Source organism: Streptomyces endophyticus (genome assembly GCF_035798155.1).
Lineage (GTDB): Bacteria > Actinomycetota > Actinomycetes > Streptomycetales > Streptomycetaceae > Streptomyces > Streptomyces endophyticus.
This window is the reverse complement of sequence record NZ_JAOZYC010000024.1, coordinates 151,932-165,955: the sequence shown is the minus strand read 5'-3', so window position 1 is coordinate 165,955 and position 14,024 is coordinate 151,932. Positions and strand designations below refer to the sequence as shown.

Here is a 14,024-nt window from a genome sequence, read left to right as displayed (position 1 = left end):
CACCGCCGCTACTCCCGCTACCAGCTGCGCATCGCCGCCCGCGCCCGCGAACTCGTCGACCAGGGCACCCCCATCGAAGCCGCCTGCCGCATCATCATCCTCGAGGACCAGCTCGAAGAAGCACAGCGCATCAACGCCGAACACCGCGCCGCCGAAGCAGCCCAATCAGCCGAATCGAAGAAGCCCACGGCCCCGGCCTGAGGCGGCGTGCGCCTGGCGCTTCGCCTTCGCCCCCTCCCGGAACACTGTATTTGGGATGAAGCAATATCTGTAACCGCGAGGCGAGAGTTTAATGCTCCGCGCGGACAGCGTGTTTCCTGCATCGAACAGAGCGGAATTATTTACCGTACGCAGGCCGCTACCGCATGCTACTGTCGGTCCTAGTTGCAGTCGTGGTTCCCAAAAACTTCAACGCTCCCGTCGGCATTATCGGTCACGGGAAGTGTTTTGTATTTCCGGTCATTCTCCGGGCGGGGCATCATCGCGGCGACCCGGTGTCCGTGGATTACGGGTCCGGCGTACTGCCCCAAAGGAGATATGGCATGGCATCTGGCACTGTGAAGTGGTTCAACGCGGCCAAGGGTTTCGGCTTCATCGAGCAAGACGGTGGCGGCGCTGACGTGTTCGCCCACTTCTCAAACATCGCCGCCCAGGGCTTCAGTGAGCTTCTCGAAGGCCAGAAGGTCACCTTCGAGGTCGCGCAGGGACCGAAGGGCCAGCTGGCCGAGAACATCGTTCCGGTCTGACGCTGACGCACACTTCGTAGCTGGGGCCCGCATCCCTCGGGGTGCGGGCCCCAGCTGCGGATATTCCCTGGGTTTCACTGGTTTCACTGCAAGACCACACCCCTGGGACCCCTTTTCCAGGAACATGGGTTTTCTGCATCATCTCCCGTTGGTGCCCGTCCTGGATTTCACGTCTGCGCGACGCCCTCCGTTCCATCTCCTGCGCAATGTGCCAACAGGCATCGAATCTGCTTTCGCATTCTATTCGGCCCGTTCATCGGATTCTCTGCGCTGTTCTTCCGCTGCGAGAATTCCTTGGTACGTGCCGTATCAAGGAAGGTTCTGAATGAACCCCTCACGTACGAACAGTCGCTCTTCCCGCACTCGCGGCCGTACCGGCGGTCCCGCCTTCGGCTCCGGTGCCGATTCACACCGGAGCAGCCGTTTCGGCTCGTCGACCAAGAGGCGTTCTGGTGGCCAGAGCCGCCCGGGCGGCCAGGGCCGGCGGCCCGCGGCGGCCTCGGGTGAGTTCGCCCTGCCGGAGACGATCACTCCGGCGCTGCCCGCCGTCGAGGCGTTCGCCGACCTCGACCTGCCCGAGCAACTGCTGGCCTCGCTCACCACGCAAGGCATGCGCATCCCGTTCCCGATCCAGGGCGCGACCCTGCCCAACACCCTCGCGGGCCGCGACGTCCTCGGCCGGGGACGTACCGGTTCGGGCAAGACCCTCGCCTTCGGCCTGGCTCTGCTGGCGCGCACCGCCGGGCAGCGCGCCGAGCCCGGTCAGCCGCTGGCCCTGATCCTGGTGCCGACGCGTGAACTGGCCCAGCAGGTGACCGATGCCCTTACGCCCTACGCACGCTCGGTGAGGCTGCGGCTGGCCACCGTCGTCGGCGGCATGCCGATCAGCAGGCAGGTCAGTGCGCTGCGCCGTGGCGCCGAAGTCGTCGTCGCGACGCCGGGCCGCCTCAAGGACCTCATCGACCGGGGCGACTGCCGGCTGAACCAGGTCGCCATCACCGTCCTGGACGAGGCCGACCAGATGGCCGACATGGGCTTCATGCCCCAGGTCACCGCGCTCCTGAACCAGGTACGCCCCGAGGGCCAGCGGATGCTGTTCTCCGCCACCCTCGACCGCAACGTCGACCTCCTGGTCCGCCGCTACCTCACCGACCCGGTCGTGCACTCCGTCGACCCGTCCGCGGGCGCGGTCACCACGATGGAGCACCACGTCCTGCACGTCCACGGCGCCGACAAGCACCGGACGACGACCGAGATCGCGGCCCGCGAAGGCCGAGTGATCATGTTCCTGGACACCAAGCACGCCGTCGACCGGCTCACCCAGGACCTGCTGAACAGCGGTGTCAGGGCGGCCGCCCTGCACGGCGGCAAGTCCCAGCCGCAGCGCACCCGGACCCTGGCCCAGTTCAAAACCGGGCACGTCACCGTGCTCGTCGCGACGAACGTCGCGGCACGCGGCATCCACATCGACAACCTCGACCTCGTCGTGAACGTGGACCCGCCGACCGACCACAAGGACTACCTCCACCGCGGCGGCCGTACCGCGCGGGCCGGCGAGTCCGGCCGTGTCGTCACCCTGGTCACCCCCAACCAGCGCCGCGACATGACCCGCCTCATGGCCGCCGCCGGCATCGTCCCCCAGACCACCCAAGTCCGCTCCGGCGAAGAGACACTCAGTCAGATCACCGGCGCCCAGGCTCCTTCCGGCATCCCCGTGACGATCACCACGCCGGCGGCCGAACCGCGCCGGCGCAGCACGGCCTCCCGCGGCCGACGCAGCCCCGCTTCGGCGGCCCGGCGCACGAACGCGCGGCGAACCGCCTTCGACGCGGCGGCCTGAGCCCCGCGTGATCAGGAAACTGACCCATCTCTGCAGGAGGCACATGTTGACACTGGTTCAGATGCAGCCCCGTTCGGCAAGTGCCGCCCCCACGCACGGGACGGTGACCGACGCCATGGATACGGCCGGACCGCAGGTCTGCGACGACATGACCGTCGAGGTCGCCCTGTCCGTCATGGCCGGCGCCCGCACGGAGCACCTGCTCGTCTGCGACAACGACGGCCTGTGCACCGCACGGGTCACCCGGACCCAGCTCACCGCCGTCCGTGACAGCTCCTCGTACACGGACCGGTTCCAGCTACGCGACCTTCTCGACGACCAGGGGCCGCTCACCTCGCCCGTGGCCACGAGGGCCGACGCCCCGCAGACCACGCGCCAGCGGCTCGTCGCCCCGTCGGTCTTCGACGAGCAGTGCGGCACCCCGGGCGTCCTCGCCCTCGCTCGCTGAACCGCCTCACCGCGGCAGAACCATCCCCTTCTCTCCCTGTGAGGCATCATGCGCTGCGTCATCGCCCGCTTCCCGTTCGACCTCACCAAGAGTGGCGTCCTGGAATCCATGAAGGGCATCAAGCCCGAACAGGTCATCGGCGAGTCCGTGATCATCGGCCGCCGCACCTACCCCGTCAAGCAGGTCGGGCAGGTCATCACCCGCCAGGACCGCCGCGACTTCAGCGCCGGTGAAGTCCTCCGGGCCATGAGCCGGCTCGGCTTCACCTGCCGCAGCGCTCTCCCCATCGCCACGCCCACGCGTGTCCTGAGCCCGTTGCAACAGGCTTCCGCGATGCTCGGCGCCCCCGCGGCCGTCTGACCGACGGTCAGGCGCGAGCCGCCACCGACACACCAGAGAGGGCCCGACCGGGATCTACCGGTCGGGCCCTCACCCCGTCTTCGACCACCGGCCGAGTCCACCAAGACCTCCGCCATCCGCAGCCTCCACACCGCCTCGGGAGCCAGCCGCCCCGTGATGACCGCACCACCGGCGACCACGGTCAGAGCCATCTGATTGCTGTGCCCGGACTCCACCAGGGCGGCCACGTCAACAAGCAGTTCGTCAGGCTTCGACATATACGCGCGAACAGATGACGGCAGGGGCCTCCCGGCTGTCCACCACTCAGGACACTCCCGCCTCGCCCGCACCTTGCGTAGCCTGGTGCGCGGGCCGGCGGCCAGGCAGGCTAGTTTGCTCGGATGAGTCTTCTTGATGATGTGGCCGAGCGCGACGGCTGGCTGTGCTGGGTGTGTGACGAAGCAGTCGACCCGAACGAGTCGGTGAACGACGTACGGGGGCCCAGCGTCGACAGTCGGACCGCCGACCGCAAGGCCAAGGTCGCCGAGCGGCTCGCACACCGCGGATGCAACAGCCGCAAGGGCGCGGTCAAGGTGGTCATCGCCTGGCCGGACCGCCTGTACGTGGTCGAACCCGCGCCGCTGATCACCGTTGCAGGAAGGCTGGAGCGCAAGGGGGGCCGCGAGATGGTGGGCCGTTGTCCGACCAAGCGAGATGCCCAAGAAGCGGCGGATTGGCTGGTGGACCGGTTCTCCCGACTCGTACCGGGGCTGCCGTTGACCGCCGACATCGAGGCGGGCGGTGGCCAGTTCCTCGTCATCCTGTCCGCCGGCCGCCGCTGACCAGGATTCACCGGCGCACGCTCACGATTACGTAGTTGGCGCAGGGGATTGACAGTGCGGCGGTGCCCCGATCACGCGGAGACGGCCTGCGTCGCGGCGGCGGGCGGGAGCGTCGTTCCTCGTGCCCAGCCAATCCCTGACGGGGCATTGACCGTGCCGCACGGTGCTGACAACGTTGTCCCGCCTGCTCGTCGGAGATCCAGTGTGGAGGTCCCACCGTGTCACTCCCCAACCCCAGTCGGCGCAAGATGCTCGGCCTGCTCGCCACCACCGGTGCGGGTGTCGCGCTCGCCGGGGCGATGCCCAACACCGCGTCGGCCGCGGCTCCACCGGCGGGCGGCCTGTCGTGGCCGCGCGAGCGAATACTGCCCGGCTTCGCCGAACCCCGCACACTGGACGTCGCCGACCTGACGGCGGCAGACGCCGACGAACAACTGCTCTTCGCCACGTTGCAGGGCAACGTGAATCGCAGACGGCCGCGAATCGCCCTGCTGCGCGAGTCCGACGAGGGGGCGACCACCTGGCTGAAGACCGCCGGCCTGACCTACCGCACGGCCGACGATCCATGGTCGCTGCTGTCGAAGTACCGCTCGGAGATCAGCGGCGTCATCGTCACCGACCCGGCCCAGCCCGCGACCGTCAACCTCGCCACCACTCTTGCCGGCCTGCGCAACGCCGTGGCCGTCTCCCCCGACCAGTTGCCCAAACTGACCGCCGCGCCGTACGACTTGAAGATCCTGGACGACCTGCGCGGCCGGTTCACCGACGAACTGTCCGCCTACCGCTGGGCAGTGGACAATCTCTGGCCGCGCACCAGCCACCGCCTGCTGGTCGGGCTCGACCCCAGCGTCGGGGCCTATCTGCGCGACTACGCGGTTGCCACCCGGGCGCTGGTGCTGTGGATCCACGCCGACCAGCCCGCCTCCCGCGAGCTGGGCGAGCGGGTGATGTCCCAGATGCGGGCCGGCTCCCCCTATATGGGCTGGTTCCCCTCCGGCGTGGGCGGCGAGAGCGACGGCACCGAGCTGACCTCGAAGCACGGCCTCGTGGTGCTGGCCAGCGACTGGTCGCAGAACCTGACGGTCTTCGGCGGAGTGAGGGCGCCGGTGATGACTCGTCAGACAACGCTGCCGACGCCGCAGTTGGGCAACCGTATCTACGTCACCTTCACCATGACGGAGGGCGACAACCTCCAGTACAACCAGCACCGCATGCGGGTGCTGTGGGACGACCCGGCGCGCGGCGAGGTGCCGATCAACTGGTCCACCACCCCGGTGCTCGCCGACGCCGCACCCACCTTCCTCTCCTACTACCAGCGCACCGCCACCCGGCAGGACTACCTGATGGCCGGGCCCTCCGGCGCGGGCTACGCGTATCCGACGCCCTGGCCGGACGACACCTTCCGGGTCTTCACCGAGACCAGCGCCCGCTACATGCGCCGGACAGGTCTTGACAGCGCGGTGATCCTCAATCGCACGTCCGGCTCGGACGTGCCGCTCACCGGTGCGAAGGCCCGCCAGTACCTCCACGACGTGCGTCCGCTCGGCCTGTTGGAGGCGTGGACCACCCGAACCGGGACCAGCGTCCTGGAGGGCAGCGTGCCGCTGTCCGTCAGCTACCTGACCGACTCCGTGGCGGACGCCCGGGACGCGATCGCGAAGGCATCCGCCGACTGGGACGGGACCAAGCCGCTGTTCCTGTCGATCGGCACCCTCGCCTGGAACCTGACCCCGGCCGACGTGGCCGCGATCGCCGGCTCGCTCGACTCCCGTTACCAAGTGGTCCGCGGCGACCAGTACTTCCGGCTCGCCCGCAAGGCGCTGCACCTTCCGCCCGCCTGACCGACAAGGCGGACAGCCCGCCGGAGGCCGGGGCGGGCATCGACCGGGGAGCGGCGCCGCGGCCACCCGCAGCGGCCCCTCCCCGCCGTCGGCACCGTCCCGGACGAGCGCGGCGCTGCCGTGCGTGAACCCCGCGGACGCCGCCGCGTGGCGTAACCCGGTAGGCCACCCACTCATCCGCGCCGCCCGCCGCCGACGCCTGCCGATACTCCCGGTCCTGGCCAACATCCCCTGCGCCTACGCCACTAAGAACATCAACCCGATCTACGCCTGGAAGGCCCTCCCGGTCGAACTCCTCCTGGTGCCGCTGGGCCTGATCCGGGGCCTCACGGTGTACGAGAAGGGGCACGGGCCGGGGCCGGCCGCGGACGACCAGGAGGGCGCCCGGGAGGGGCCAGGGGGCAGAGCACTCACCTCGCCGTAGCGACGGCGACGGCCGCGGCCGCGGCCGCGCGCAACGCGCTCAATCCCTGCGCGATGACCGGATGTTCCTCGCCTCCACGCCGCACACAGGCGGCGAAGCGCCGAACCGGCGCGGGGGCACCGCGCAGCGGAACCCGCACCAGCTCAGGCTGCCGAGGCACCGGCGCGAGGCGTGGCACCAGCGCGATCCCGTGGCCGTGTGCGACCAGGGCGGCCACCGCGTACCAGTCCACTGCGGCATGCGAGGTGCGGGGCGTGAAGCCTGCCGCCGCACCCGCCGCCGTGAGCAACTGCTCCTGGTCCAGCGGGTCTCCGGCCCTGATCCAGATCTCTTCGGCGGCCTCGGACAGTTCGACGCCGCCGGTGCGCGCAGCGAACCGGTGCCCGGACGGCACGAGGACGTCGAGGGGCTCCTCCAGAAGCGGAAGTCGGGTGAAGCGTGCGTCGTCCCGCGCGGGGGCGCCAGGCACGGGGATCACCACCGCGATGTCGGCGCGCTCGGTGAGCAGCAGGTCGTACCGGTTCTCGCCGTGGTCCTCGCCGATCTCCACCGTCATCCGGGGATACGCGTCGAGGAGTTGCCGGGCGGCGGGCGCGATCACCGCGGCGATGGCCGTGGCCGCACCGGTGATCCGCAACCGGCCCGCATGGTCCTGTCCGTAGGCCGCCAGGTCCGCGCTCGCCTCCTCCCACCGGGCGAACAGTGCGTCGGCGTGCCGGATCAGGGCCAGCGCCGCAGGCGTGAGACGGACCCGGCGGCCATCCGGTTCAAGGAGCTGGACACCCACCTGGTCCGCGAGTTGCCGCAGCTGCTGGGAGACGGTGGAGGGGGTGAGGTGCAGCATGCGGGCGGTCGCCGTGACCGTGCCCTGATCACGCAGCACCCGCAGGGTCTGGAGCCGGGGGTCGATCATCCGGCCATCCAACCACCACCACCGTCCGCACCGTTCGGCAAGACCGCATGGTCATGAGCGGAAACATTCGATGGACGCGCACGCTCGTGACCTCGGAGACTTCCCGAATGGTCGGATCCGAACTCCTCAACGACGCCTTCCTGCCTGGCCTGTGGGCCGGCTACGCACTCGCCGTGCCGGTCGGCGCGCTCGCCGTCCTCCTCGTGAGCCTGACCGCGCGGACCTCCCTGCGAGTGGGCGCGTCGGCGGCGCTCGGAGTGGCGACCGCCGACGGGCTCTACGCGGCGCTCGCCGTGCTCGGCGGGGCGGCGCTGTCCCGGGCCGTCCAGCCCGTCACGGGGCCATTGCGCTGGGCCGCCGCCGCGATCCTGTTGAGCCTGGCGGTCCGCACCGCGCTGGCGACGGTACGGGAACGGGGTCGTGCTCCCGACGCCGTGGCCCCTTCGCCCGTCATGGCCAGACCGCACCGCGCCTATCTCGGCTTCCTTGGGCTGACCCTGCTCAATCCCTGGACCATCGTCTACTTCTCGGCGCTCGTACTGGCAGGCCCCGGTGGCGGGGGCGCCAACGGCGCGAGCCGCGCCGCGTTCGTCGCGGCCGTCGTCGCCGCCTCCGCGAGCTGGCAACTACTCCTGGCCACCAGTGGAGCCGTACTGGGCAGGGCCCTGACCGGACCTCGGGGTCGGCTCATCACCGGCCTGGTGTCGAGCGTGGTGATCGGGGCGCTCGCGGTGGCCTTGGTGGCCTGAGCCCGCCGCCCCCGAACCGAACCTGGGCGCCTTGCCGATCGACATAGTCGACATAGAGGCCCCGCCAACGACGGAGAACGGCGAGGCACCCGCTCCCGATTCACCACTGCGAGCAGCAAAAGCGTTTCGACGGGCCCCACCCTGAGCCGTTCAGAACCACGGATAAAGACCACTGATCCTGCAACAGCGGGGATCGTGACCAGCACGGAAACCAAAGACCCGACGACTTCCATCCGCCACCTGCCAGGATCATCATGCTCGTCCACCTGTGACCCGCGGCCCGCGCGTGGAGCAACATGGCAGGCAATCGCCGGTTAGCGAAACCGACACTTCTTCGGATCATTTCTCGTGCGCCGCCGGACCAAGCTGCGGGACAAAGGAGCGTCCAAGACGCCCAGACGCCTACAGCCGGGCGCACCCCGGCACCGGCATGATCCAACCTGCGAACGAGGGGCGATCTCTACGCGCTTCCTCCCGCCGCCGGAAGCAGAACACACCTGAAGGGCACCGCTAACAGGAATGCCCAGCCAGAACAGCCAATCGCTGCACGAACCGTTCAGTCCAGAGCGCATCCGATCTACCTGGAGCGGTACCGCGAGCGTCGTGGACGCCGCCCAGGTGTTCGGCATATCGAGATCAAAGGGATACGACCTCGTGCGTCGGGGGGAATTCCCTTGCCGCGTGCTGCTGATCGGCCGCGCGTCCCGCGTTGTCACCGCCTCGCTCCTAATGAGCGTGATTGACCAGGTGGTGCATGGAGTGGCTAGCAACAACCCAGGCTGTGCGCCGGCTTCCTGCCGCGGTTGCCCATGCGGAACTCGATGCCGAGGCGGTGAGCCACAGGAGGCAGCGGATGATTGCGCGCCGGGTCTTGCCTTCTTTGAGGCGGCGCTCGTAGTACGCCTGAGTGCGCGGGTCTACTCGCAGCCGGGTGAACACGATCCGGTGCAGGGCGACGTTCGCCTGCCGGTTGCCCCCGCAGTTGAGTCGACGGGACTCCCCTGCCGCCCGAGGAATACTCCACGGGGCCGGCCCCGCACAGCGCGGCGAAAGGTGCCTCACTGCCCAGGCGTTCCGGGTTGTCCCCCACCGTGGTCAGAAGCGTAACGGCGATGTCCGGACCAACCCCCACCACATCCAGCAGCTGCGGGGCACGACGAACCGGTCAGGACGGTCGCGGGCCGGCTCAGCCGCCAGGTCGTGGCGGCGGGATGCCGCCAACCGGATCGGTGCCCTCGTTGGTTGACTGCCAGAAGAAGTCGCGCAGCATGTGGTGGTGGATGTCCACGGTGAAGGTCATGGCAGTATCCGTGCTCAGTCGGCGTAGACACGCTGATAGATACGTTCGGCCAGCATGATTACCGTGACGTTGGTGGTCGAGGACAGCGCTTCGGGAATGATCGCCGCATCCACCACCCGCAGCCCGCTGACGCCCTTCACGGCCCCGACCGAATCAACGACCGCCCATGGGTCGCCGAGCCCGCCCATCGGCGCCGTCGACGTCGGATGGCCGTAGATCGCCGGATTCACTGCGATCACCCGGGCCAGCGCCTCGTCGTCGGTCACCGCGTCACCGGGCGCGAGCTCTTGCACCACGAACGGGGCAAAGGCCGGGTCACGGGCGATCGCGCGACCGAGCTTCACCGCCTCCAGCATGCGGCGGGCGTCGCGCTCAGTGCCGAGGTAGTTGGATTCGATGAGAGGCGCGTCCTGCGGGTCCCGGCCGGCCAGCTTCACTGTTCCCGCCGACTCCGGCAGAGCGAGAGCGGCCATCAGTACGATCGCCCCTCCCGTGGGGCTGAACTCCCCGGGCATCAAGTGCGTCGCGGTGACATGGAGATCAAGCTCACCGGCCGCGGCCTCGCTGGACGACGTCCATAGCAGGCTCCCTACCGCCGGTGTCATCTCGAGGTGGCCAGGAGCCAGTGCGTAGGCGTTGTAATAGCCCGGCTGGTCCTGGAGCCGCCGCCCGACGGGCAGGTCGGCCACGACGCCGATACCGAGGTCTGCCAGGTCGTCCGACGGGCCGACGCCAGAGCGCAGCAGAATGGCGGGGCTGCCATACGCGCCGCCGCAGAGGATCACCTCACGGCCTCGGTACACAGTGCCGTCCGCGGCCAGTACACCTGTCGCGAGTGTCCCCTCGAACAGCACACGGTCGACGTTCACTTCGCCCCGGATGGTGAGGTTGGGCCGTCGGCGCACCTCAGCGGTGAGATACACAAGACCCGTGTTCTGCCGGACTCCGTCGACCACGTCGACCGGGTAGCCGCCGGCCCCGTTCTGCTCGGCACCGTTGAAGTCGAGCACCCGCTTGTGCCCCTGAGCGACCGATGCCTCGATGAACCCCCGGAGCGACGGGGTCAGTTCGTCGTCCGCACGCTGCCGGATCGGCAGCGGGCCGCTTCGTCCGTGGTAGACGTCATCACCGGTGGGGGTGCTTTCCAGCAGCTTGAACGTCGGGAGGACATCATCGAAGGTCCAGCCCTCGGCACCGTGCTCGCCCCACTTGGCGAAGTCGGCCGCACGCGCCCGCAGCGCAACGCCGGCGTTGACCGCGGAGCTTCCGCCGAGCACCTTGCCCCGAGGGGTCGGCAGCGGGGGCGATTGGGCGGTGCCGCGCGAGGTGTAGCCCCAGTCGTGATCTGAGTCCGCGACCGTGTCCGCGTCCAGCAGGGGCAGCGGATACGCATCGGGAGCGTAGACCTGACCGGCCTCCAGCAGGAGGACCGTTCGCGCAGGGTCTTGGCTGAGGCGGGCCGCGAGGACGGCACCGGCCGAACCGCCACCGACGACAATGGCGTCGACAGTCTCATGCTCGTTGGACATACCGATCTCCTCGCGTCGAAGGCGCTCAGTTGGCGAGCGTGCCGTCGAAGTCGGTGGTGAGGTGACTGCCGTCGCAGAACGGCTTGTTCGCGGACGCCCCGCAGCGGCACAGGGACACCGGGTCAGGGTGCGGGATCTCCCGCCCGTCGACATCGGTCAGAGTGACCGGCCCGGACACCAGGTAGGGGCCGTCCTCGCTCGGGGTGATCGTGGCGTCTGACATGTGAAGCGCCCCTTCTCAAGAGACTCGGATGGTCTTGCTGACAGGCAGCCGGCGGATTCGGGTACCGGTGAGAGCCGCGATGGCGTTGGTCAGGGCGGGCGCCGCGGTGGGCACGCTGACCTCGCCGACTCCGGTCGGGGGCTCCTCGGAATCGATGAGGACCACATCGATCCGAGGCACCGACTGCATCCGCATGATGGGGTAGCGGTCGAAGTTCTGGGTCACGATCTCGCCGCCCTCGCCGAGGACCATCTCGCCCCAGGCGGCGGCGCTCAGCCCGTAGATCAGGCCGCCCTCGACCTGGGCACGGATCAAGTCCGGGTTGACGGTGATACCGCAGTCGAGCACGAAGGTGATCCGCTCGATGTGGACCCGGTTTCGGCTGTCGAGGGAGACCTCCGTGACCTGGGCGCTGGCGGACAGGAAGCTGCTGCAGGCGACGCCGCGAGCGCGCTCCTCGGGCAATGGGCTGCCCCAGCCGCTGCGCTCGGCGGCCAGCTCCAGCGCGCGCAAGGTACGCGGATTGTCCGCCAGCAGGCCGCGGCGGAATTCCACGGGGTCGTGCCCGGCGGCGAGCGCGAGTTCGTCGATTGCGGACTCGCGGGCGAACTCGGTGTGAGAGTTGCCGACCGACCGCCACACCATGACCGGGACGCCGGTCTCCACATTCGTCGTCTCCAGCTTGAAGTTCGGCAGTCCGTACGGCGGGTCGACGGCGCCGCTCGTCGTCATGAAGTCGACGCCGTCGGTGAACAGCACATCGGCCACGAACGGCAGGTTGACCGAGGTCGGTTGGGCGGCGATGTGTTGGTGGAAAGCAGTGACATGGCCCTTGTCATCGGAACCTGCCCGCACCCGGTGCACGGCCATAGCGCGGTAACGGCCGCTCTTGAGCTCCTCCTCGCGCGGCGACTGGAGCTTCACGGGGTACTTCCAGTCCAGCGCTCGCGCGACCTGTACGGCTTCGCTGGTCGGGTCGTGCCCGGCACTGCTGTGCAGACCGAACGAGCCGCCGGCGTGCGGGACGTGGACCCGCACCTGGTCCTTGTCGATCCCGGCCGCCGCAGAGGCCGAGATGCGGGTGTATTCGGGCCCCTCGGTGCCGGCCCATACCTCCAGCACACCGTCCTCTCCCATGCGGCACACTGCGTTGTTCGGCTCCATCGGCGCGTGCGCGAGGTACGGAAGCTCGTAGACCGCGTCCACGACATGCGCCGCTTTCGCGAGCGCGGACTCCACATCCCCGTCCTCACGTGCCACCACGGCGTCTTTCCCGGATTCCAGCTGGTGACGATGGAAGGCCAACAGTTCCTCGACGCTTCGTTGTTCGGCGTTGGCCTCGTCCCAGTCCACCCGCAGCGCTCGCAGGCCCCGCTGGGCGGCATCGAAGGTGTCGCCGACCACCGCGACGCCCTCTTCGATCGGGATCACAGCGGTGACGCCTCGCTCGGCCAACGCCGCGCTGCAGTCGACCGACGTGGGTACCGCGCCGAACTTGGGCGGATGCAGCACTACGGCGGTCAGCAACCCGGGCAATGCGACGTCGATGGTGAACTGCGTCGTACCGAGGATCTTCCCGGGCGAGTCGACGCGGAGTCGCCCCTCGCGCCCGATCAATGTGTACCGATCGGGGTCCTTCGGGCGGACGTCGTGCGGGACCTCCAATTGCTCGGCGCGCGTGGCGAGTTCACCGAATCCCGCACGCATGCCGCTCGGGTGGCTCACCGTCCCCGCCTCCACCTCGACTTCCTCCGCCGGCACTTGCCACGTCTCCGCCGCAGCGGCGACCAGCCGCGCCCGCGCCTGGGCTGCGGCCAGCCGGTAGCGTTCCCAGTACCCCTGCGTCGAGGTGGACGCGCCCGAGAGCTGGATGAACCCGCCGCCCGCCGGGGTCGCGTACACGTCACCCTTGGCACTGGCTCCATTTGCCGCGTTGACCACGCGGACCGAGGCCATGTCCGCATCGAGTTCCTCGGCCACGATCGTCGCCAGGCCGGTATGGGCACCCTGCCCCATCTCGATCTGGTTCGAATACGCGACCACGGTCCCATCTGGATGGATGCGGACGTACGGATGGACTGGATCGGCCAACTCCTCCGGTGTCAGGGGCTGCACCTCCGGCGCCGGGTCCGCAGTGTCCAACCTGTTCGGAGTGCGGCCCTCGGCCAGTGCTTCGGCGGCGTTACCGATCGCCTCCCGGATCCGCGGGTAAGTGCCGCACCGGCACAAATTCCCGTTCATCCACCGGGTGATGGTCGCTTCATCCGGCGATCGGTCGGACTCCAGCAGGGCTGCGGCAGCCAGGGTCTGACCGGGCTGGCAGTATCCGCACTGGACCACGTTGCCTCGATACCAAGCCTCCCGGACCGCGTCGACGACCGGTCCCGACGCCCCCTCGACGGTGGTGATCGCCTTCCCGGTGGCGCGCTCGGCCGGAGTCTGGCACGCCTTGGTATTGCGTCCGTCGATCAGCACCGTGCACGCAGCGCAGGACCCGATCCCGCACCCGTACTTAGTTCCGCGCAGTCCCAGCACGTCCCGCAGCACCCACAACAGCGGGCTGGCTGCGGCAGCGTCGTCAACTTCGAATTCGGCACCGTTCACGTTCAGCTTCACGAAAGCCTCCCGGGCCTCGGAGCTGGCGGTGAGGAGACAGCCTCCGCCCGCCGGGGCTTGACCACGTCAGACTCGTCAGCGGCTCGGTGAGAGGACATCGCCGGATTCCGGTGATTCGTCCGGCCCAAGCGGCGCGTTCGTCGCTACGCCCATGTGGTCAGCGCTCACCCTGCCCTCGTGCGCTCGGGAACTCCGCAGGGGTGTGCGACTGCTG

At 69.1% G+C, this 14,024-nt stretch carries 12 protein-coding genes and 2 pseudogenes; 9 read left to right on the top strand and 5 right to left on the bottom strand.

What is annotated here, in order from left to right; translation table 11 throughout:
• The 8 genes and pseudogenes from OKJ99_RS05635 to OKJ99_RS05600 form a co-directional block, all read left to right on the top strand.
• A pseudogene (locus tag OKJ99_RS05635) lies at nt 1-201 on the top strand (MerR family transcriptional regulator); the annotation flags it as partial.
• Nucleotides 202-542: 341 nt separating this feature from the next.
• Nucleotides 543-746, top strand: a complete 204-nt coding sequence (locus OKJ99_RS05630) for a cold-shock protein (protein ID WP_326014626.1) — start codon at nt 543-545, stop codon at nt 744-746.
• Nucleotides 747-1,071: 325 nt separating this feature from the next.
• Complete coding sequence (locus OKJ99_RS05625) at nt 1,072-2,586, top strand: DEAD/DEAH box helicase (protein WP_326014625.1); 1,515 nt, start codon at nt 1,072-1,074, stop codon at nt 2,584-2,586.
• A 46-nt stretch (nt 2,587-2,632) separates the two neighbouring features.
• Nucleotides 2,633-3,034, top strand: coding sequence for a hypothetical protein (locus OKJ99_RS05620; RefSeq protein ID WP_326014633.1), 402 nt, complete (start codon nt 2,633-2,635; stop codon nt 3,032-3,034).
• Nucleotides 3,035-3,082: 48 nt separating this feature from the next.
• Nucleotides 3,083-3,394 (top strand): SCO5918 family protein, encoded by a 312-nt coding sequence (locus OKJ99_RS05615; protein WP_326014624.1) that lies wholly within the window; start codon nt 3,083-3,085, stop codon nt 3,392-3,394.
• A gap of 380 nt (nt 3,395-3,774) precedes the next feature.
• Nucleotides 3,775-4,215, top strand: coding sequence for a hypothetical protein (locus OKJ99_RS05610; RefSeq protein WP_326014623.1), 441 nt, complete (start codon nt 3,775-3,777; stop codon nt 4,213-4,215).
• Nucleotides 4,216-4,433: 218 nt separating this feature from the next.
• Nucleotides 4,434-6,056: a GxGYxYP domain-containing protein gene (locus tag OKJ99_RS05605; RefSeq protein WP_326014622.1), complete on the top strand. Its 1,623-nt coding sequence runs from the start codon at nt 4,434-4,436 to the stop codon at nt 6,054-6,056.
• Between the two features lie 124 nt (nt 6,057-6,180).
• A complete protein-coding gene (locus OKJ99_RS05600) occupies nt 6,181-6,480 on the top strand; it encodes a hypothetical protein (protein ID WP_326014621.1) in 300 nt (99 codons plus the stop codon).
• Here OKJ99_RS05600 and OKJ99_RS05595 read toward each other — a convergent pair.
• The gene (locus tag OKJ99_RS05595; RefSeq protein ID WP_326014620.1) at nt 6,467-7,393 is read right to left on the bottom strand and encodes a LysR family transcriptional regulator; all 927 of its coding nucleotides are present in this window, start codon (nt 7,391-7,393) and stop codon (nt 6,467-6,469) included. The genes OKJ99_RS05600 and OKJ99_RS05595 overlap by 14 nt on opposite strands.
• Nucleotides 7,394-7,500: 107 nt before the next feature.
• Here OKJ99_RS05595 and OKJ99_RS05590 point away from each other — a divergent pair, with 107 nt between their 5' ends.
• A complete protein-coding gene (locus OKJ99_RS05590) occupies nt 7,501-8,142 on the top strand; it encodes a LysE family transporter (RefSeq protein ID WP_326014619.1) in 642 nt (213 codons plus the stop codon).
• A gap of 843 nt (nt 8,143-8,985) precedes the next feature.
• Here OKJ99_RS05590 and OKJ99_RS05580 read toward each other — a convergent pair.
• The 4 genes and pseudogenes from OKJ99_RS05580 to OKJ99_RS05565 all read right to left on the bottom strand — a co-directional run.
• Nucleotides 8,986-9,295 (bottom strand): annotated as a pseudogene (locus OKJ99_RS05580) (transposase); the annotation flags it as partial.
• 161 nt (nt 9,296-9,456) lie between these two features.
• Nucleotides 9,457-10,971 (bottom strand): GMC family oxidoreductase, encoded by a 1,515-nt coding sequence (locus tag OKJ99_RS05575; protein ID WP_326014617.1) that lies wholly within the window; start codon nt 10,969-10,971, stop codon nt 9,457-9,459.
• Between the two features lie 25 nt (nt 10,972-10,996).
• Complete coding sequence (locus tag OKJ99_RS05570) at nt 10,997-11,194, bottom strand: CDGSH iron-sulfur domain-containing protein (RefSeq protein ID WP_326014616.1); 198 nt, start codon at nt 11,192-11,194, stop codon at nt 10,997-10,999.
• A 15-nt stretch (nt 11,195-11,209) separates the two neighbouring features.
• The gene (locus OKJ99_RS05565) at nt 11,210-13,810 is read right to left on the bottom strand and encodes a molybdopterin cofactor-binding domain-containing protein (protein ID WP_326014615.1); all 2,601 of its coding nucleotides are present in this window, start codon (nt 13,808-13,810) and stop codon (nt 11,210-11,212) included.
• Between the last annotated feature and the right edge of the window lie 214 nt (nt 13,811-14,024).

Excerpts from the sequence above, each read along its gene's own strand:
- OKJ99_RS05630 (WP_326014626.1), top strand. The coding sequence starts at position 543 with ATGGCATCTGGCACTGTGAAGTGGTTCAACGCGGCCAAGGGTTTCGGC.
- OKJ99_RS05610 (WP_326014623.1), top strand. The coding sequence starts at position 3,775 with ATGAGTCTTCTTGATGATGTGGCCGAGCGCGACGGCTGGCTGTGCTGG.
- OKJ99_RS05570 (WP_326014616.1), bottom strand. The coding sequence starts at position 11,194 with ATGTCAGACGCCACGATCACCCCGAGCGAGGACGGCCCCTACCTGGTG.
- OKJ99_RS05590 (WP_326014619.1), top strand. The coding sequence starts at position 7,501 with ATGGTCGGATCCGAACTCCTCAACGACGCCTTCCTGCCTGGCCTGTGG.
- OKJ99_RS05625 (WP_326014625.1), top strand. The coding sequence starts at position 1,072 with ATGAACCCCTCACGTACGAACAGTCGCTCTTCCCGCACTCGCGGCCGT.
- OKJ99_RS05615 (WP_326014624.1), top strand. The coding sequence starts at position 3,083 with ATGCGCTGCGTCATCGCCCGCTTCCCGTTCGACCTCACCAAGAGTGGC.
- OKJ99_RS05575 (WP_326014617.1), bottom strand. The coding sequence starts at position 10,971 with ATGTCCAACGAGCATGAGACTGTCGACGCCATTGTCGTCGGTGGCGGT.
- OKJ99_RS05595 (WP_326014620.1), bottom strand. The coding sequence starts at position 7,393 with ATGATCGACCCCCGGCTCCAGACCCTGCGGGTGCTGCGTGATCAGGGC.